The organism is Hallella sp., assembly GCF_037460745.1.
GTDB lineage: Bacteria > Bacteroidota > Bacteroidia > Bacteroidales > Bacteroidaceae > Prevotella > Prevotella faecis.
Map to the genome: position 1 here is coordinate 1 of NZ_JAXVAE010000140.1, position 20,519 is coordinate 20,519.

Consider the following 20,519-nt stretch of genomic DNA (forward strand, 5'->3'; position numbering starts at 1 on the left):
TATTTAACATTTATGCGACTGCGTCGCATTCTTCTGCAAACTTAGAGTTAATTCGCGTAATTCGTTGTTACCGCGTCTGAGCGTAAACAAAACAATTCGTTGTGAGGGTTTAGCTCAACTGCCGAAGCGTAAGCCAAAGAGACACATCCGAGCACCGCCGCCTGGGACCTAAACTGCATGGAGCGATGTGTAGTTCAAATCACCCTAAATGTAGAACAACCCCTAAATAATGGGCGAATAACGCAAAAACCGAGTAGTTTCCCTACAGGGATGGAAAACATTTTGTAACTTTGTGCAACAATCTTGAAACCACATCATGACCGCATCACCCAACTCAACGACCCCTGAAGCCCGCCTAACCGCCGCTCCGTTCGCCCACCCCATGTATATCATGGTGAAGCCTGTGGGATCGGCCTGCAACCTGCGTTGCGACTATTGCTATTACCTTGAGAAGCAACACCTCTATGCCAACGAGGGCCGACAGATGCTCTCCGACGAACTGCTGGAGCGTTTCATACGCGAGTATATCGAGAGCCAAACCACGCCCGAGGTGCTCTTCACGTGGCATGGCGGCGAGCCTTTGGTGCGCCCGCTGGCGTTCTACGAGAAGGTGGTGCGCCTGCAACAGCGTTACGCGCGCGGTCGGCGCATAGCCAACAGCCTGCAAACCAACGGCACACTCATCAACGACGACTGGGCCCGGTTTTTCCACGACCAAGGGTGGCTCATCGGTGTGTCGCTCGATGGGCCCGAGGCTTACCACGACGCCTTTCGACGCACACGCGGGGGCGGTCCGTCGTTCCGCAATGTCATTCGGGGCATCGACATCCTCAACAGGCATGCTGTGGAGTGGAACGCGCTGGCCGTGGCCAACCGCCTCAATGGCGACCATCCATTGTCGTTCTACCGTTTCTTCAAGAACATCGGGTGCCGATATATCCAGGTAACACCCGTGGTGGAGCGATTGGCCCACCACGACGACGGTCGCCAACTGGCGTCGCTCGTCGACGAAGGCCAACTGGCGCCGTTCTCCATCAGGCCCAAGCAGTGGGGCAACTTCCTCTGCACCATCTTCGACGAGTGGGTGCGCCACGACGTGAGCATGTTTTTCATCAACATCTTCGACGCCACACTGGCCAACTGGGTGGGGGTGGCGCCCGGATTGTGCACCATGGCCAAGCATTGCGGACACGCTGGCGTGATGGAGCATAATGGCGATGTGTACTCGTGCGACCACTTTGTGTTTCCCGAGTACAAGTTGGGCAACATCCACGAGCAATCGCTGGTGGAGATGATGTATAGCGAACGCCAACGCCGCTTCGGCAGGGCCAAGGCCGACAGTCTGCCCACACAATGCCGCGAATGTCAATGGCTCAACGCCTGCCACGGCGAATGTCCGCGCAACCGATTCATCCGCACGGCCAATGGCGAGCTCGGCCTCAACTATCTCTGTGAGGGCTACCGCCAATACTTTAGCCACGTGGCGCCCTACATGGATGTCATGAAGCGCCTGCTGGGCGAGAAGCGCCCACCCGCCGAGATCATGGACATGCTGGCCACGGGAGCCCTGCGCTAATCCTTGGCGCCCGAAAACAACCTTCCACGAAAAGAGGTTGGTGCAGGACGCTACCAACCTCAGGAAAAACGGTTTCGCCTATAATAACGAAACCCATCGAGCGCAAATATAGTTCAACTATTCGACAAAAGCAAGCAAAACAAAGAAAAAAACAATTTTCCTATAAAAAGTTTGCAGATTATAAGTTTTTGTGTATCTTTGCGGTTGAAATCATAACAAAAAACAATGATGAATCATGTATCTGCATATTGGTGGTGGCGTTGCTCAAGATCTCAAAAGTCGTGAGTCGCTTAGCCGTATGGATACTCCAAGGAGATAAAACCCGAAAGGCCTGCCGTTCTTACGACAGGTCTTTTTTCTTTTCCTGAAGTCGGAAAGGCGGTAACGTAACAAGCCCTGGCGAACACACCTTATACAATAAGGCCCACCGACAACACGCAGATGAGGGCCCAAAAGAACCGACAAACCAACACAAAAACAAATAAAAAACAAAACCGATTATGAACGTAACACAGATTTTCAACCGCTTGCTCAACCATGAGGAGCTGCAGCGCGAAGAAACCAAGAACCTGCTCGTCGCCATCACACAGGGCGAACTCAACGACCCTGAGATTGCAGCGCTGCTCACCGCCATACAGATGCGTGGCATCACGGTGGAGGAACTGCTGGGCTTCCGCGACGGCATCCTCGAGACAGGCGTGCCCGTGCCGCTCCATTGCGACCGTTACATCGACGTGGTGGGAACCGGCGGCGATCGCAAAAACACGTTCAACATCTCTACCACGGCTTGCTTCGTCATCGCCGGAGCGGGCTACAAGGTGGCCAAGCATGGCAACTTCTCGGCCACGTCGGTCAGCGGCGCGTCGAACGTCATCAAGAACCACGGGGTTCTGTTCACCGACGATGCCGACAAGCTCAACCGCTCGCTCGACGAGTGTGGCATCGTTTACCTTCACGCCCAGCTCTTCGCCAAGGCTATGAAGTTTGTGGGGGCCATCCGCAAGGCGTTGCCTTTCCCCACGTTCTTCAACCTCCTGGGGCCCATCATCAATCCCTCGAAGCCCCAGTGCCAGTTGCTTGGCGTGGCCAACCTCAACCAGATGCGCCTCTACCAACAGGTGTACCAGCGCATCGGCATCGACTATGGCATCGTGAACAGCATCGACGGGTACGACGAGATTTCGCTCACCAGCGACTTCAAGGTCACCACCAACGATTATGAGCGGGTGTTCAAGCCCGCCGACTTGGGCTTCAACATTGCCCGCCCCGAGGAACTGGTGGGAGGCGCCACCGAGGAGGAGGCTGCGCAAATCTTCGACGCCGTGCTGCAGGGAACGGCCCTCCAGGCACAGAAAAACATCGTCATGGCCAACGCCGCATTCGCCATCCAGGTGCTCGAGAAAGGCAAGAAGAGCATCGAGGAGTGCATCGACATCGCACGCGAGAGCCTCGACTCGGGCAAGGCGCTCAGCACCTTCCGACGCTTTGTTGAGATCAATCGTTAAACCTTTCATACGTAACCCATGGACCTTCAGACAGAAAACACCGATATCCTGCAGACCATCGTAGCCCACAAGCAGCAGGAAGTGGACGAATGGATGCGCTTCATGCCACCACGCCAACTCATGGCCAAGGTGGAGGAACGCATGGCCAAAGAGGAGCAACCGCCCGCATCCATGCGCCAGGCGCTCCTACAGTCCGACACGGGCATCATCGCCGAGTTTAAGCGCAAGTCGCCCTCGAAGGGATGGATCAAGCGCGAGGGGCGCGCCGGGGTCATACCCATGGCCTACCAACAGGCAGGGGCCACAGCGCTGAGCATCCTCACCGACAACCATTTCTTTGGCGGATACGATGAGTTTATCAGCGAGGCGCGGGCTTCGGGCGTAACCCTCCCCATCCTCTACAAAAACTTCATCATCTCTGAGTACCAGCTCCTCCAGGCGCGTTTCTGTGGCGCGTCGGCCGTGCTGCTCATCGCAGCCGACCTCCTGAAGGACGATTGCAGAACGCTCATCCACATGGCCCACCAGCTGGGCATGGAGGTGCTGCTGGAGATGCACGGTGAGGACGAACTCGATTACGCCGACCTGGAACCCGACATGTATGGCATCAACAACCGCAACCTCGGCACTTTCATAACCGATGTGAACAACAGTTTCCGCATGGCAGAGCGCCTGCCGAAGGACGGATGCAAGGTGAGCGAGAGCGGCATTGGCGACCCCGACACGGTGATGCGCCTCCGACAGGCGGGCTTCAACGGCTTCCTCATGGGCGAGCACTTCATGAAGGCCGACAACCCCGGCGACGAACTGGCACGCTTCATCGGCCAGCTGAAACAACACACGCAGCCGTAACACCTCACGTTCAACCCATTCATACCTACGCATCATGCAGTCAACCAACCCTCACACAGCACCCATCGACACACCGCAGCAGCAACGTTTGCTCATCAAGGTGTGTGGCATGCGCGACGCCGACAACATCCAACAGGTGGCGCAACTCGACATCGACCTCATGGGATTCGTCTTCTACCCGCAAAGCCCGCGCTTCGTGAAGATGATTTCCTCCAACGCCGGACTCATCCCCGACTACAGCGAGGAGCGTCTCCGCAACGCCAACGCCAACCAGCAAGCACCCATCCCAAGCACCAAAGAGCCCCAACGGGTGGGGGTGTTCGTCGACGAGATGCCGCAAACCATCGTCACACGCATCTACAACCATCGGTTGCAATATGTGCAACTGCATGGCGAGGAGAGCCCCACCATGATCGACAACCTCAAGCGCACGCTCATACCCGACATCGCCCCCAACATCAAGGTCATCAAGGCGCTCAGCGTTGCCAGTAAGGAGGATGTGGCGCGGTATAAGGATTACGAAGGGTTGGTCGACCTGTTCCTCTTCGACACGCGTTGCCCCACAATGGGAGGCAGCGGCAAACAGTTCGACTGGGATGTGCTCGGCGCCTACAACGGCCACACGCCCTTCCTGCTCAGCGGTGGCATTGGCCCCGACGACGCCGAACGGGTGCGCCAGTTCGACCACCCCATGTTGGCCGGCATCGACCTCAATAGCCGCTTCGAGACGGAACCGGGGCGCAAGGATGTGGATCTCCTCCGAACGTTCATCCAACAAGTAAGGGGCTGAGACGCACACCCAGGCGTCGGCCCTCGCAACATCATAGAACAACAAACAACAACACACACAAGCCCTTCCACGGCAAAACAACCAATGGGGCACAAACACAACGACCATGAACAAGATCAATCAGCTATTCGACTCACCCCTCGAGCAACGCGGCACAGGAACTCCCTCACTGCCTGGCAAGTTGCTTTCGCTATACTTCTGCGCCGGTTGCCCGGAACTCAACATGACAGCCGACGTCATCCTCACATTGCAACGGCGCGGCATCAGCATGATCGAGGTGGGCATTCCCTTCAGCGACCCACTCGCCGACGGACCAGTGGTGCAGAGCGCGGGCACCGTGGCCTTGCACAACGGCATGACCCTCAACCTCCTGTTCACCCAGCTCGAAGCCATCAAGCAACAGGTAACCATCCCCCTGGTGCTCATGGGCTACCTCAATGTGGTCATGCATTATGGCATCGAGGCGTTCTTCAAACGATGCGTGGCGTGCGGCGTGAGCGGATGCATCATCCCCGACCTGCCCTTCAAGGACTACATGGACGTGGTGAAACCCATTGCCGACAAGTATGACGTGCGCGTCATCATGATGATCACGCCTGAGACCTCGGCGGAGCGGGTGCGCTTCATCGACGAGCACACCAACGGATTCATCTACATGGTTTCGTCGGCAAGCGTTACCGGAGCGCAGAGCCATTTCAATGAGTCGAAGGTGGCCTACTTCGAGCGCATCAACGCCATGAACCTCAAAAACCCACGCATGATAGGCTTCGGCATATCCAACAAGCAGACGCTTCAGAGCGCGCAAGCCAACGCTGCGGGGGCCATCATAGGCAGTAAGTTTGTGACATTGCTCAACGAGACGCACAACGCCGACCAGGCCATCGACCAACTTTACGAGGCGCTCGGAAAGTAACAGGCGTCCCAACCTTCACCCTTTCATCGCATCACAACCCTTACAACACAAGACATGGAAACAACGACAAGACCCAATACGATCATGGAAAACACACCAACCGGCACGCAGCAGCATGCCGCCGACATACAAACCATCACCCCCACGCCAACCGGTTTCTACGGACCGTTCGGAGGCGCCTATGTGCCGGAGATTCTATACAAGTGCGTACACGACTTGCAAGACGCCTACCTGCCCATCATTCGCAGCGAGGAGTTCCAGCGCGAGTATGCCTCTTTGCTCCGCGATTACGTGGGGCGCCCCTCGCCGCTCTACTACGCCCGACGAATGAGCGAGAAGTATGGATGCAAGCTCTACCTCAAGCGCGAGGACCTCAACCATACGGGCGCACACAAAATCAACAACACCATCGGCCAGATTCTGCTGGCGAAGAAGATGGGCAAGACGCGCATCATTGCCGAAACGGGTGCCGGACAGCATGGCGTGGCTACCGCCACAGTGTGCGCGCTGATGGACATGAAGTGTGAGATCTTCATGGGAGCCACCGACGTGGAGCGCCAACACACCAACGTGGAGCGCATGAAGATGCTCGGAGCGACGGTCAATCCCGTTCGCACGGGCAACATGACGCTCAGCGACGCCTGCTCGCAGGCCATTCGCGACTGGTGCTGCCATCCCGACGACACGTTCTACATCGTGGGCTCCACCATGGGTCCCCACCCCTACCCCGACATCGTGGCCAAGATGCAAAGTGTCATCTCGGAGGAACTGAAATGGCAGTTGGAGGAAAAAATCGGCCGCGATTATCCCGATTATCTCATCGCTTGCGTGGGAGGAGGAAGCAACGCCGCCGGCACCATCTACCACTATGTGGACGACCCCCGCGTGAAGATCGTGCTGGCCGAGGCGGGCGGTTGTGGCATCAAAAGCGGCCACACGGCGGCCACCATACACTGTGGAACGGAGGGCATCATACATGGGGCGCGCACGCTGGTGATGCAAACCGACGACGGACAGATCGAGGAGGCGTTCACCATCTCGGCCGGACTCGACTACCCGGGCATTGGCCCGATGCACGCCAACCTGGCCAAACAGGGACGCGAGCAGGTGCTGGCCATCAACGACGACGAAGCAATCTACGCCGGATATGAGCTCACCCGCATGGAGGGCATCATCCCAGCCATCGAGAGTGCACATGCCGTGGCGGCGCTCGCCAAGCTCAAGTTTAAGCCGACCGACGTGGTGGTGCTCACCGTGTCGGGACGTGGCGACAAGGACGTGAACACTTATCTCAACAACAAACATATGGCTCGTGAGTATGGAAACTTTTAACTATCGCACCCATTCGCGCCAAATCCTGGCCGACCTCTATACACCTGTGGGCGTCTATATGCGCCTTCGCGACCTCTATCCACAGTCGGCGCTGATGGAAAGTTCCGACTATCATGGCAACGACAACTCACGCTCGTTCATCGGCATCAACCCCATGGCGTCGATCGCCGTGAGCCACGGTCAGGTGATCTGCACCTACCCCGACGGATCGCGCGCCGAGGAGACGCTGCCCGCAACGGGCAAGGGCAAGGGCGAAGCATGCAAACTGGCCATCGCCAAGGCTTTCAACGCGTTCCTCCAACGCTTCCACGTGGTGGGCGACGAGGCCAACTATTGCGGCATCTATGGCTACACCACCTTCAATGCGGTGCGTTACTTTGAGAATATCGACGTGAAGGACGCCACGATGGAGAAGAACGACGCGCCCGATATCTATTACATCATGTATCGCGATCTCATCATCTTCGACCATTTCAACAACACCATGGTGTTTGTTACGCTGGCCACCGAGGGCGACGACGCCGATGAACGCCTCGACGCACTGGAGTTGGCGGCAGGCCGCGCCAACGTGAAGCCTTATGGGTTTCACCCCGTTGGCGAGCGCACCTCAACGCTCACCGACGAGGAGCACAAGGCCAACATCAGGCGTTGCGTGAAGCATTGCCTGCGCGGCGATGTGTTCCAGATTGTCGTGTCACGCCGTTTTGTGCAGCGATACGAGGGCGACGACTTCAAACTCTATCGCGCCTTGCGAAGCATCAACCCATCGCCCTACCTGTTCTACTTCGACTTTGGCGGCTTCCGCATCTTCGGCTCGTCGCCCGAGACGCACAACCGCATCGAGAACAGGCGGTCGTACATCGACCCCATCGCAGGCACCACGCGACGCACGGGCAATCCGGAGGAAGACCGTCGGAACGCCGAATTCCTGCGCAACGATCCCAAGGAGAACGCGGAGCACGTGATGCTGGTCGACCTGGCGCGCAACGACCTCAGTCGCAACTGCCACGACGTGAAGGTCGATTTCTATAAGGACATGCAATTCTACAGCCACGTCATTCACCTCGTGAGCCGTGTCAGCGGCACGCTCAACAGCGACGCCGACCCCATCAAGGCGTTCTTCGACACCTTCCCGGCAGGCACCTTGTCGGGCGCGCCGAAGGTTAGGGCCATGCAACTCATCACCGAGATGGAGCCCCACAACCGTGGCGCATACGGCGGATGCATAGGTTTCATCGGCCTGAACGGCGACCTCAACCAAGCCATCGTGATCCGAACGTTCATCTCACGCAACGGCGAGCTGTGGTTCCAGGCGGGCTCGGGCGTCGTGGCCAAGAGCGACGACACCTACGAACTGGAAGAGAGCAACAACAAGTTGGGGGCTTTGATGAAGGCCATCAAGATAGCGGAGAACCTGTAAGCGCCACGAACGCCAACACGCGCAAAGGCCTTGCAAAGCTTGAAACGACAAAAAACAGACAACCATGATAAACGAAGACTTGCAGAGCGAATGCCTGCACACACCGTCGGCCCACTGGGACCATGACGCCATGGCCGACGACCCACACGCCAACAATCCCTTGAGCGGCGAACGAGTGGTCATCATCGACAACTACGACTCGTTCACCTACAACCTCGCCCACCTCGTGAAGCAGTTGGGAGCCAAGGTGGAAGTGTTTCGCAACGACCAGTTTACGCTCAACCAACTGGAGCGTTTCACCAAGATTATCCTTTCGCCCGGTCCGGGCATCCCTGAGGAGGCGGGCCTGCTGATGGACGTGATCCGCACCTACGCTGGCCGTAAGCCCATGCTGGGTGTGTGCCTGGGCCACCAAGCCATCGCTGAGGTGTTTGGCGGAAAACTGGTCAATCTGAAGGAGGTGTATCACGGCATAGCCACCGAAGGCACCCAGTTTGGCAACGACCCCATCTTCTCCGGCCTGCCCAAGCGCATCGTCATGGGCCGCTACCACAGTTGGGTGGTCGACCGTGCGGGCTTCCCCGACTGCCTGGAGGTGACGGCCATGAGCGACGACGGCCAAATCATGGCGCTTCGCCACCGCAACTATAACATCCACGGCATACAGTTTCACCCCGAGAGTGTGCTCACTCCCGAGGGCGCTACCATCGTGAGAAACTGGTTGCAGCAGTAAGCCCTAAGCGCCAATAGGCCCTCCATCAACACACGATGGAGGGCCTATTGTTTTGCGAAAGCTACCTTCCCCGCTTGAGGAAATGGGCGTAGTTGTAGAAGGGCTCGGTCACGGCATCGATCGACGAGGCCTTATAGGTATGGCCATAGGGGTCCTTCGCCACCACGGTAACCTCGGCATCCTTGCGGCGCGGCACATAATAATAGAGGTGGCTCATGATGAGATAGCCATTCGCCTTACTGATAAACTGGTAAGGCATGGCCTCGGCGTAGCGATGATGGTAGCCCGTGGCAAAGGCGTCTTGGTTCTTGCCGCTGAGCCGTGTCATTGGTGTGGCCACACTATCCTCCACGGCTGTCACCACCCATCGTGAATCGGCATTGAAGATATTGGCCACTATGACGCCCTGACCCGTGGGCAAATTCCAATCGACGGCGTAACGTTCGCCATTGAAATCGGTGTCGGCCCTGAAGAGGCTCATCTGCTTATGGCGCTGCCATCCCACCGATTTGTAGTAGCAATCGGTTATCGTCGTACCTCCGAACGTGTAGACATAATAGCCATTGGGGGTACCGCAGATATTGATGTTCGACTGCCAAATATTGCCACAAGCGGCCGCATGGCAATGTTCCATGAGGTCGCGCCCTTGGTAATGGATCTCGTGATTGAGGGCGAAATGGGTGTGACCGCAGAAGAGTTCGAACCCTCCCTCAAACTCCTCAAGCAGGCGAAGAATGGGCGTCAGGCGCGAACTGCTGTAATGGCCGCTCTCGGTGGCGATGGCCAAAGGCGTGGCACCGCCGTGGGGACTGTTGCCAAAGGTGAACGGAATATGGTAGCAGAGCACCACCTTACGTCGTTTATCGGTGAGCGACAGGTCCTGGCGCAACCACTCCATCTGCGCATCCGACAGCTCGCCCGGTTGGAAATAGCCTTTCTTACGGGCAAACATCACATTGTTGAAACACACGAAATGCTCACCGCCACGGTCAAACGAGTAGTCGGTGGGACCCCAGCTGTCCTCCCACTTTTGTCGGTATAGCTGCCGGCCATCTTGGTCATGGTTGCCAATAACCGAGAAAACGGTCATGCGGGTGGAGCCCATGGCCTCGCGCATCTCACGCTCAAGGGTGGGACTGTAGCCGCCATAATACTGCACATTGTCGCCCATGCTCAGGGCATAGACGTTCTCGGTGGCAGGCCATTCGGCCAACAACGTGTTCACGTCGCCCAGCGTCTCATCCTTGAAACGTTGCAAGTCGGTCTTTTTCCCGCGGTTGTTGTTGGGCCCGGTGTAGTAAGGATTCATCGCGGTGGTTACCTGCGGGTCGCCAAACACCACCAGTCGGTAGCTGCGCTCGCGGCCCAAAGGCAGTCGGCGAAGGGTGAAATCGTAGGTAGAGTCGCCCTTGACAAGCGATTGATAGAAGCACGCGGTGCGGTCGGAAGGCGAATGGACGGGCACCTCACAGTAGTCGGGAACGGTGTAATAAACGAAGCGCGCCCGGGCGTTGCGGCGCAGGCGATAATGCCCCATGGTGTCGGTGAGCGTGCAGGAGAAACCGTCGCTCACAATAACGCGGGGCATGCCATTGCCCTGGGCGTCGGCCAGCGTTCCCACAATGATCGTGTCGGGCCTTACGCGGACCACCTTCACGCTATCGCGCTGGGCTTTTAGAGCCTGATGGCGGGCGTGCATCCGTGCCACCAATCGCGACAAAAGCAGGGGCTTGTGCTGCGGAACGCGCCCATGACGGCCCAGCATCCACACGCCCGCCACGACGGCCACGGCCACAAGCAACGTGCCCAAGAGAATTGATAGGATGTGTTTGCGCTTCATACAAAATATGTTTTTTCTGAAAGCAAAGGTAGTAATCTTCATCGAAAAACGGCGAGGGTGCGACATTTTTTTGCGTCCCACGTACCATAAAACACCTGCAATCGCTTGGGCGCTCGGGTTATTATGCCTAACTTTGCCTACACATAAACCTATAAACGTATTATCATAATGAGAAAAATCAAACGCCTAACGCTGACCCTTTGCCTCTTGGCCATGGGGCTGGCAGCCTCTGCCCAACCCACACCACGCCACAAACTCGCCCCCACTCCACCCATGGGCTGGATGACATGGAACCTATTTAAGGGCGACATCAGCGACCAACTAATCCGGGAAACGGCCGACGCCATGGTGGAGAACGGCTTCGTGGAGGCTGGCTACAAGTACATCTTCATCGACGACCTGTGGCAGGGCGGACGCGACCGCCACAACAACATCATTCCCGACCCCAAGAAATTTCCCCACGGCATCAAGGCATTGGCCGACTATGTGCACTCCAAGGGCCTGAAGCTCGGCATCTACAGCGACGCCGCCCAGCTTACCTGCGGTGGATGGACCGCCAGCCTGGGCTTCGAGGAGCAAGACGCCCGTACGTTCGCGTCGTGGGGTATCGACTACCTGAAATACGACTATTGCAACGCGCCTGAGGACAGCGCCACGGCACGCCGACGCTACAAGCGCATGGCCGACGCCCTGCAACACTCGGGCCGCGACATCGTGCTCGGCATCTGCGAGTGGGGACAGCGCCAGTGTGAGGAGTGGTGCGAGAGCGTGGGCGGCCAACTGTGGCGCACCAGCTTCGACGTGCGCGACATGTGGAAGGACATCGTAGGCCAGGGCGGCATGGGCATCCTCGATATCGTGAACGTCACGGCGCCCATCGCCCACAACGCCCGACACGGACAATGGCCCGACATGGACATGCTTGTGGTGGGCCTCAACGGAACGGGTGGCCCATCGAGCGACCTCGGAGGCGTGGGCTGCACCTACGTGGAGTATCAGACGCAGATGAGCATGTGGTGCATGATGTCGTCGGTGTTGGCGCTGAGCAACGACCTGCGCAAGCTGACCCCCGAGGACCGTCGCATCCTGCTCAACAAGGAGATCATCGCCATCGACCAAGACCCGCTGGGCAAGGCGGCCGAGCGCTTGGTGAACACCGACTCCCACCAAATCTTTGTGCGCCCACTCGCCAATGGCTCACACGCCGTGGCTATCCTCAATACGGCCGACAAAGCGCTGCCCCTCACCGCCAACTTCGCCCAACTCGGACTGAAGGGCAAGTATGGGGTGCGCGACGTATGGCAGCACAAGAACATTGCCCGCAACGTCAAGCGCTGGAAGGGCACGGTGGCTTCGCACGAGACGAAGGTATTCATCTTAAAATAACATAAGCCATGGAAAACTACGAATGGGCCAAGGAGATGAACTGCGCCGTTACGGTTTGTGACGCCGAGGGCACCATCATCTACATGAACGACAAGTCGCGAGAGACCTACAAGAAGGAGGGCGACCTCATTGGAAAGAACCTCTACGCCTGCCACTCGGAGCGCTCGCGTGAGATCATCCGCCACCTTCTCGCCACCGGGGGAAGCAATTCCTACACCATCGAGAAGCAGGGCCTTCACAAGGTGATCTACCAAACGGCTTGGAAGAAAGACGGCAAGGTGGCTGGAATTGTGGAGATATCCATGGTCACGCCTGCCGACATGCCCCACTATGTGAGAGGATAGGCGATTAGCTCCCTCCCACAAGCTCCTTCGCCGGAACCCTCTGTCGCCTTTTCGCCGCTACGGCGCAAAAAAGGGGACAGGGCGTTTCGGCGTTTTGGCTTTCAAGGGCTATGGTTGGGACAGAATGCTTTCCATTCCCCCAAAAAGATGACGACAAACAAGGATTGTCGCAAATAATCCACTACCTTTGCAAAAAGACAAACTATAGCCGGCAGCCACTATGCTTAACAAACCAAGCGAGAAAGGCCTGCCCCATAACTATTAAAACCAAAAGACAACATGAAACAAATGAAGATGTTTGTGGCGATGGCCCTTGCCACCCTCATGATGCCAGCGGGCTCGTGGGCACAAAAAGTAACGTCGTTCACCACAACGGAGGCAACCTCGTGGGCGAAGGGCAAATCCGTCATGGCGGCGAAGGCGGCGGGCAACGTGGTGGCGGCGGTCGACGCCAATAGCCACGGCACACGGTTTGTGGGCTTCGGCACCACGTTCAATGAGCTCGACTGGGACGCTTTCAACCTGCTGACACGACAGGAGCAAGACGAACTGATGTATCGACTGTTCGCCCCCGAGGGCGACCTCAAGTTCACCCACGGTCGCGTGTCGATGAACGCCAACGACTACGCCCGGGCATGGTATAGCTGCGACGACGTGGCGGGCGACTTCGCATTGAGGTACTTCAACATTGACCACGACAAGCGCAACATCATCCCATTGGCCCGCGCCGCGCAGAAGTACCAACCAGCCCTGCAGCTCTTCATGAGTCCGTGGTCGCCGCCCGTCTGGATGAAGATCAACCACGACTACCCCGTGTCGCCGAGCAATACGAACCAAATGGATGAGCGGCAGGCCTACTTGCTCTATATGGACGACGGCCGCCAGGTCGACGCCGAAGAAATGAAACTGCTTAGCGACCGCAACGGGGTGTTCCCACGCCGCCTTGCCTCACAAGACTATTTCATCCAAGACCCGCGCTACCTGCAATGCTACGCCGACATGTTCTGCCGTTTCATCGAGCTCTACAAGACCGAGGGATTGCCCATCACAAAGGTGATGTACCAGAACGAGGCCTACTCCTACACCCCTTATCCGGGTTGTGCGTGGACGGCTGAGGGCACCTTGCGCTTCAACAACGATTATCTCGCGCCCACATTGGCCAAGCGCCACCCCGAGGTGGAACTGTGGATTGGCACATTCAACACCAACCGACTCGACTATGTGGAGAAGATTCTCGACGACAAAACCCTGCAAGCCAACGTCAAGGGCATTGGCACCCAGTGGGAATGTCGCAACAACCTGCCGGCCATGCGCCAGCGCTATCCCAACCACCGCTTCATGGTGAGCGAGAGCGAGTGTGGCAATGGGTCGATGGACTGGAAGGCGGGCGAGCACACCTTCTTCCTCCTAAGCGACAACATCGGACTGGGATGCGACGAGTATTACAACTGGAACTTCATCCTGACGGACAATGGCATATCGCCTTGGGGATGGACACAGAACGCCCTCGTGCAGGTGAACAGCAAGACGCGCAAGCCGCGCTACACGGCCGAGTTCTTCGCCTACAAGCATTTCAGCCACTTCGTGCAGGCTGGCACCGAGATGCTGGCCTATGCGGGCCGCGAGCATAGCCAAACGCCCGTGGTGGTGTTCCGCGACAAGGCAGGCCAATACATCGTCACCGCCGGCAACTTCACCGACAAACCATCGCTGCTCTCCGTGAAGATCGGAAAGAAGTATCTGAACCTCAACACCGCCGCCCACTCGTTCAACACCTACGTGGTGAAATAAGGCGAACAGCCTGTTGCGCCGTTCACCTGCGCTACAACAGTTGGGCCTTGAGCCCCAGCGAGAGACCGAAGACATCCCAAAACTTGGCCCGTCCATTGTAGCCAAACTTCATGACACCTATCTCGTTGGCGCTCAACTCATAGAAGAAGCTCAGCGACTTGATGTATTTGCGTCGGCTGTGCGGCACCATCTTCGTGACACGCTGGCCCACGAAGATGTTTGGCCGAATGCGTGTAGAGAACGGGTAGTAGCCTCCCGAATACTTCACAGGCTGCTTCACCCAGAAATCGTGACCGAAGACGGTGTTGAAATACAGTCCACATTGCAACGGCTCAAACGACCAGCCCCTGTCGATATACATCGACCACGGAATGAAGTTTTGCTTCAAGGTCATAGTGATCTTAGCGTAGTCGGAGTCGTATTTGGGCACAAATCCCATCAGCAACTGGGTTTCCCATTGCTTGTGCCTGCCATATTCCCAGCCTATTCCGATGGAGAACAGGCCCATGTTGCCACAAAACTGCAACACGTGCTGCGTGGGAATGAGGCTGGCCCACCCCTTGCGATAATAGTGCATGCGCTTGTCGTACCGCGACACGCCGCCCTCCACGGTGATGCCCTTGCGCGCATCGGCCAGGGTGTCGCGCGCCACATACACCAGCGAGTCGTCGCCTCGGTGCCACGTGTCTTGCGCCGAGGCGGAGCCCACCGCCACCAAGCATGCCGCCAACGATGCCAGAAGCCTATACCTCAACGATCTCATAGCTGTATCCATTAGGGGTGATGGTGAAAATGTAGTACTTCCTCTTCTGCGCGTTGCCCACCTCATAGTAAATCAGTCCGTTGTCGTAGATGTCGTGCTGCTCCGTGTGGTGGCCGTGGCCATAGAGACAGAAGAGCGGCTGGGGAAAGCGCATCACATAATAATTGAACACTTTCGCCACATTGTTGTTAAACTGCTCCGAGTAGGGGGCGGCATGCATGCACACCACCGTGCGGTCAAACTCGTCGCCGCGCGCCGTCACCTCCTGCTCCATGAAGTCGAAGTTGGGCACCGGACGCGAATAGTCGTACTCAATGGCGTTGGTATTGAGACACACAAACTTCACGCGCCCGGCTATGAAACTGAAGTCGGGCTGGCCAAAGATGCTCTCGTAGGCGGCGTTGCCCGTCCCAAGGCAGTCGTGGTTGCCCAGCAGCACCACATAGGGCTTGCGCAGACGGGCCAGATTGTCGCGTGCCCATTCATACTCGCGCGTAGTGCCATAGTCGGTCACATCACCGCCATGCACCACAAAGTCGATGGAATCGCGCCGGTTGATGTCGGCCACCATGTCGCGCAGCTCGTTATAGTTCCTATGCGAGTCGCTGATGAACGCCAGGCGCAGCGTGTCCTTGCCGAGCGTGGCGGTTTCAATGGCTGCCACGCCCTTGGCGTTGAGGTTTTTCTCGCCACGGATGTGCACATCGTAGGGATGCACGTCAAACACCGTGTCGCATCCTGACAACGCCAAGCAGCAACAAACCATGCCGCTCCACAGCAGACGTTGAATGGTAGTAAGCATATTACAAATAGGTTTATCCCTTGCAAAGTTAACAAAAAAACTCACGAATACCCTCCAGTACCACCTTTTTGTTTGTTTTTGAACCCTAAAACCCCCAAAAATGGACAGCCACGAACCCTCATTGGCCCCCTAAACTACAACCAAATGGCGCTTTCAAAGCGCATGCGGCAGAAGAAAAGCACCCACAGACTTGCTTATTTGGCAGAATCGCTATATTTTTGCAACGAGAAACCTTCTATACAAGAAGGCCAATCCCACAATCTACTAAAACCATGAAGAAAACCATCATTGCAGTAATGTCCTTCCTTGCGTGTGCCGTAGGTCATGCGCAAAACCCCTACCTGCCCTTATGGGAACATCTGCCCGACGGCGAGCCGCGCGTATTTGAAGACCCCGACCACCCTGGCCAATACCGTGCCTATATCATCGGCTCACACGACATGACCTATACGGCATATTGTGGCAACGACATACGTATGTGGTCGGCACCCGTCAGCGACCTATCGCAGTGGCGCGACGAAGGCCCCATTTTCAGCCATTACGTCAACGGGCAATGGGACACCATGTACGCTCCCGACCTGGTGGAGACCACCGACCGACGCACAGGCAAGCGCACCTATTGGCTTTACCCCCACTCGCGCGGCTGGGGCCGTGTGGCCATGGTGTGCAAGGGCGACCGCCCCAATGGTCCATTCACCCCTGTAAACCTCACGGCCGACGGCACACGGTGTGTCGACGGATCGCTCATCGATTTCGACCCATCGGTCTTTGTGGAGAGGATCGACAACCCACGCGACGCCGATTATGCTCGCGGCTATCGCGCATACGTCTTCTATGGCTTTCGCCACTCCACCGCCTTCGAGCTCAACCCCGACAACATGTATGGCGTAAGACCGGGCACCCAAGTGCACGACTATTTCCTGCCAGCCAGCGAACGCTACGGCGTAGTGCGCGACCCAGAAGGCACGCAATACCCTGCGCTCTGCAGAGGGCAAAACCCCGGCGACTTCAATTTCTTCGAGGCGTCGTCGATACGACAAGTGGGCAACAAGTATGTGATGGTGTTCTCTGGCTATTCGGGACCCGACTATGGCCTCAGTTCCACCAATTCGGCCTTGCGATACGCCTATGGCGACAGTCCGTTGGGGCCCTGGCGGTCGGGCGGCGTGTTGGTCGACTCGCGTGGCGTGGTGCCCAACGAGAACGGCTCACACCTCACCACGACAAACTTTGGCCACAACACCCACGGCTCATTGCAGCAAATCAATGGGCAGTGGTATGTGTTCTACCACAGGGCGCCCCGTGGTTTCGGCAACGCCCGACAGCCCATGGTGGCACCGGTGAAGATCGAATGCGACAAACGGTCGGTAGCTCAGGGGGGAAAGGTGCGCATCGTGGCCTACGACCCTTACGCCAAAAACCATGAGTGGACGGCCGCGGCAGCCGACGGCAACGTCTATACCGGTGCCGAAGTGACCTCGGAAGGCTTCCAAATATTCGGACTTAATCCTTACCAAAAATATTCGGCCGGCATAGCCTGCTACGTCAATGGCAACAACTGGATGCAAGACAACTTCGACAACTGGGACAACAACATGGATTTGGCAGGCATCACCAATGGCGGCGTGGTGGGCTTTAAGTATTTCGGGTTTGGCGGACTGGCCCGCGACACGAAGGGGGTAAAGGCCTTCGCTGGCACGGCCAAAGGCGACCACACGATGCTCAACCTCCAACTCACACCGGGTGGACATGGGAGCGTGCGCATCCATGTCATGCTCGACGGGCCTTACGCCAACGACACTTGGAAGGGCCGCGAGATTGCCGTTATCGACATTCCGGCCGACGCGCGCCAAGAACGCGCCACCTATAGCGTGCCCGTTCCCGCCGTTGAAGGCCTAAAGGGCAAGCATGCCCTATACCTCGTGACCGAAGGGGCCGACCTGAAGCCAACACCCCTTGATCGCAACCCCTACAACCGATCGCCAAAGCCTCAACGGCCACAAGGGCTTTTCGACCTCCACAGCTTAGAGTTCACCAAGGCGGGCATGGCATGCACGATCGACGAAAAACCTATCGTCAAGATAACCGTCGATGGCCACGAGGTTGCCTTGCCCACCCAACCGCAGTTTGCCACCAACGCCAACGGCATCATGGACTTAGGCCATTACCAAGCCTACGCGCCACTCCATGAGGGCTCAACCGTTCGGGCCACAGCCTCCAATCCCGCTGTGAAGATTGCAGTGGGCAAGGTGGTCGATGGACGCGCCGTAGTGACCTGCACATACAAAGGTGCGAAACGCGTGTACAAAATCAATTAACCAACTCAAACACAGCATAACACATCAACAATTCAGTGCCGCCCACAGCAATGGCATGGCCAATAACCGCTACGCATTTCTCCCGCACCATCCATCGGGATGGGAACAGGCGACACCTATAAAACCTAACAGATCATGATGACCTATCACACGAAAAGAACCTTTTTGTTTGTCCTGCTTACGCTGCTACTGACAGGGAGCGCTAACGCACAGACGCACGAGGCCGAGGGCCTGAAGGATGTTTACCGCAACTATTTCACCATCGGCGTGGCGGTAAACCAGCGCAATGTGACCGACCCCACACAAATGGCGTTGATCAAAAAAGAGTTTAACAGCATCACGGCCGAGAACGACATGAAGTCGGGGTCGCTCCATCCCAAGGAGGATGTGTGGCGATGGCAAGGGGCCGACCGCATCGCCAACTTCTGTAGGCAGAACGGCATCAAGCTACGTGGCCATTGCCTGGTGTGGCACGCCCAGTTTTGCGACTGGATGATGACCGACAAGAAAGGCCGCCCTGCCTCAAAGAGGCTGTTCTTCAAACGCCTTCGGAAGCATATCCATACAGTGGTGAAACGTTACAAAGACGTGGTTTACGCATGGGACGTGGTCAACGAGGCCATGGACGATGGCGGTCCGTCGGCCTATCGCCAGAGCCAACTCTATAAGTTCTACGGCGACGAGTTTATTGCCAAAGCTTTCAAATACGCCCACGAGGCCGACCCAAACGCCCTACTCTTCTACAACGATTACAACGCCTCCATACCCACCAAGCGCGACCGCATCTACAACATGGTGAAGAAGATGCAGGCGGCAGGCGTGCCCATCACGGGCATCGGCATGCAAGGCCACTGCAACATCTACGGTCCGTCGGCTCAGGATGTGGATGCGGCGCTGACGAAATACGCAGAACTGGTGAGCCACATACACATCACCGAACTCGACGTGCGCTGCAACAAGGAGATGGGTGGCCAACTCCAGTTCTCCAAGGGCGACACCCAACAGATGACCGACTCGCTCGCCGCCCTTCAGGCAGCCCAGTACGCCCGCCTCTTCCAGGTGTTTCGCAACCACAAGGATGTCATAGACAACGTGACCTTCTGGAACCTCTGCGATGGCGACTCCTGGCTCGGTGTGAACAACCACCCCCTCCTCTTCGACGAGCACCTACAACCCAAGCGCGCCTATTACAAAGTTAAACACTTCAACCCCAACAACTAATCGCCCCCGCGGCTACCCTCCAACCGGATCCATCCGCTCCTTATAGCAACGCCCCTCAATCAGGTCCAAAGCCGATTGAGGGGCGTTGCGTTATATGGCTGCGCCAAGAGGGGGTTAGCCTATCTTTGTCATGTGGTAGCCCATGGCCTTGAGCTGCATGGCCATGCCCATGAGGTACATCTGGTGGATGGCGGCCACATAGCCGAGGAAGGCCTCGCGTGTGCCGGGCTGGAGGTGCTGGTGGAAGAGCAGGTTGTGGGTGCGGGAGGCACACTCGCCCACAATGTCGGTTATCCGTTTGTGCTCGTCGGGCCGCATGAGGAGCACGTTCTCGCAGATGTAATCGTCCATGTGATCGAAGTCGCGCTGGTCGCGCAAGTACTTGTAGAGGTCGTCCACTTGACTGTAGAGTTGCCAGTCGGTGTCCCAATACTTGGCCACTGCCATGCCTGTGTACATCATCCATGCGAGCGACACGATTGGGTAACCGGCGAACTCGCGGATGCCGTCGGGCAGATAGCTCTGGGCTATCTTGGGCCACAGCTCCTCAATGTCGGGCGACTCGGGGAAATGCTCGTCGATGCGCCCTATGGAGAACAGGTACTGTTGCAGGTCGTTGTGGAACACAAGTTCCAGCGGATTATTGTTGTTGGTGGTTTCCATATTGATGTGATGTTTGCGTTTTAACGACAATACGTCACTGCAAATATATCAATATTATTTCAGAAAACAGTGCTCCATCCGCTAAAAATGCAGTTGCACGCACAAATTTTGCGGTTGTTTGTCGGCAGAGAATGTTTGGTCAAAAATTATTGCTGTCCGGTAAAACTCCAAAGAGCATAAAAATCCTCCCCGAAGCCCCGTAAAATAGGGCTTTGGGGTAGGGTGTTCAAAATCGCTTTAAAATCCTGCGCATTTTTTACCTATAGTATT

At 57.0% G+C, this 20,519-nt stretch carries 17 protein-coding genes; 13 read left to right on the forward strand and 4 right to left on the reverse strand.

The window, feature by feature from the left end; genetic code table 11:
• The first annotated feature begins 316 nt into the window (after positions 1 to 316).
• From WKK33_RS09505 to WKK33_RS09540, 8 genes are all read left to right on the forward strand, one after another.
• Complete coding sequence (locus WKK33_RS09505) at positions 317 to 1,576, forward strand: anaerobic sulfatase-maturation protein (protein ID WP_337933591.1); 1,260 nt, start codon at positions 317 to 319, stop codon at positions 1,574 to 1,576.
• A 500-nt stretch (positions 1,577 to 2,076) separates the two neighbouring features.
• Positions 2,077 to 3,081 (forward strand): anthranilate phosphoribosyltransferase, encoded by a 1,005-nt coding sequence (gene trpD, locus WKK33_RS09510; protein WP_337933592.1) that lies wholly within the window; start codon positions 2,077 to 2,079, stop codon positions 3,079 to 3,081.
• 18 nt (positions 3,082 to 3,099) lie between these two features.
• Positions 3,100 to 3,933, forward strand: a complete 834-nt coding sequence (trpC, locus tag WKK33_RS09515; RefSeq protein WP_337469054.1) for an indole-3-glycerol phosphate synthase TrpC — start codon at positions 3,100 to 3,102, stop codon at positions 3,931 to 3,933.
• A gap of 88 nt (positions 3,934 to 4,021) precedes the next feature.
• Positions 4,022 to 4,723, forward strand: a complete 702-nt coding sequence (locus WKK33_RS09520; protein ID WP_321105346.1) for a phosphoribosylanthranilate isomerase — start codon at positions 4,022 to 4,024, stop codon at positions 4,721 to 4,723.
• Between the two features lie 106 nt (positions 4,724 to 4,829).
• Positions 4,830 to 5,636, forward strand: coding sequence for a tryptophan synthase subunit alpha (gene trpA, locus WKK33_RS09525; protein WP_337933594.1), 807 nt, complete (start codon positions 4,830 to 4,832; stop codon positions 5,634 to 5,636).
• 84 nt (positions 5,637 to 5,720) lie between these two features.
• Complete coding sequence (gene trpB / locus WKK33_RS09530) at positions 5,721 to 6,968, forward strand: tryptophan synthase subunit beta (RefSeq protein ID WP_337933595.1); 1,248 nt, start codon at positions 5,721 to 5,723, stop codon at positions 6,966 to 6,968.
• Positions 6,955 to 8,388 carry a chorismate-binding protein gene (locus WKK33_RS09535; protein ID WP_337933597.1) on the forward strand — a complete coding sequence of 478 codons (1,434 nt, stop codon included), beginning with the start codon at positions 6,955 to 6,957 and terminating at the stop codon, positions 8,386 to 8,388. The genes trpB and WKK33_RS09535 overlap by 14 nt, the downstream gene beginning before the upstream one ends.
• A 130-nt stretch (positions 8,389 to 8,518) precedes the next feature.
• Positions 8,519 to 9,121: an aminodeoxychorismate/anthranilate synthase component II gene (locus WKK33_RS09540; protein ID WP_309439128.1), complete on the forward strand. Its 603-nt coding sequence runs from the start codon at positions 8,519 to 8,521 to the stop codon at positions 9,119 to 9,121.
• 61 nt (positions 9,122 to 9,182) lie between these two features.
• Here the strand turns inward: WKK33_RS09540 and WKK33_RS09545 are convergent, their stop codons facing one another.
• Positions 9,183 to 10,961, reverse strand: coding sequence for a calcineurin-like phosphoesterase family protein (locus WKK33_RS09545; protein ID WP_337933599.1), 1,779 nt, complete (start codon positions 10,959 to 10,961; stop codon positions 9,183 to 9,185).
• A gap of 213 nt (positions 10,962 to 11,174) precedes the next feature.
• On the opposite strand from WKK33_RS09545, the gene WKK33_RS09550 reads away from it, so the two are divergent.
• The 3 genes from WKK33_RS09550 to WKK33_RS09560 all read left to right on the forward strand — a co-directional run bounded on the left by WKK33_RS09550 (position 11,175) and on the right by WKK33_RS09560 (position 14,482).
• Positions 11,175 to 12,347: a glycoside hydrolase family 27 protein gene (locus tag WKK33_RS09550; RefSeq protein ID WP_337933609.1), complete on the forward strand. Its 1,173-nt coding sequence runs from the start codon at positions 11,175 to 11,177 to the stop codon at positions 12,345 to 12,347.
• A gap of 8 nt (positions 12,348 to 12,355) precedes the next feature.
• Positions 12,356 to 12,691 carry a PAS domain-containing protein gene (locus WKK33_RS09555; RefSeq protein WP_215760573.1) on the forward strand — a complete coding sequence of 112 codons (336 nt, stop codon included), beginning with the start codon at positions 12,356 to 12,358 and terminating at the stop codon, positions 12,689 to 12,691.
• Positions 12,692 to 12,970: 279 nt separating this feature from the next.
• Positions 12,971 to 14,482 carry a beta-glycosidase gene (locus WKK33_RS09560; protein ID WP_337933601.1) on the forward strand — a complete coding sequence of 504 codons (1,512 nt, stop codon included), beginning with the start codon at positions 12,971 to 12,973 and terminating at the stop codon, positions 14,480 to 14,482.
• Between the two features lie 31 nt (positions 14,483 to 14,513).
• On the opposite strand, the gene WKK33_RS09565 is transcribed toward WKK33_RS09560, so the two are convergent.
• Together WKK33_RS09565 and WKK33_RS09570 are read right to left on the reverse strand one after the other, a co-directional pair.
• Complete coding sequence (locus tag WKK33_RS09565) at positions 14,514 to 15,245, reverse strand: hypothetical protein (protein ID WP_337933603.1); 732 nt, start codon at positions 15,243 to 15,245, stop codon at positions 14,514 to 14,516.
• On the reverse strand, positions 15,226 to 16,047 hold the full coding sequence (locus tag WKK33_RS09570) for a metallophosphoesterase (protein WP_337933605.1): 822 nt from the start codon (positions 16,045 to 16,047) through the stop codon (positions 15,226 to 15,228). The genes WKK33_RS09565 and WKK33_RS09570 overlap by 20 nt, the downstream gene beginning before the upstream one ends.
• Positions 16,048 to 16,319: 272 nt before the next feature.
• Between WKK33_RS09570 and WKK33_RS09575 the strand changes: the two genes are divergently transcribed.
• On the forward strand, positions 16,320 to 18,365 hold the full coding sequence (locus WKK33_RS09575) for a hypothetical protein (RefSeq protein ID WP_337933606.1): 2,046 nt from the start codon (positions 16,320 to 16,322) through the stop codon (positions 18,363 to 18,365).
• A gap of 135 nt (positions 18,366 to 18,500) precedes the next feature.
• Positions 18,501 to 19,586: an endo-1,4-beta-xylanase gene (locus WKK33_RS09580; protein WP_337933608.1), complete on the forward strand. Its 1,086-nt coding sequence runs from the start codon at positions 18,501 to 18,503 to the stop codon at positions 19,584 to 19,586.
• Positions 19,587 to 19,700: 114 nt separating this feature from the next.
• Here WKK33_RS09580 and WKK33_RS09585 read toward each other — a convergent pair whose 3' ends face one another.
• Complete coding sequence (locus WKK33_RS09585; protein ID WP_309438575.1) at positions 19,701 to 20,249, reverse strand: hypothetical protein; 549 nt, start codon at positions 20,247 to 20,249, stop codon at positions 19,701 to 19,703.
• Between the last annotated feature and the right edge of the window lie 270 nt (positions 20,250 to 20,519).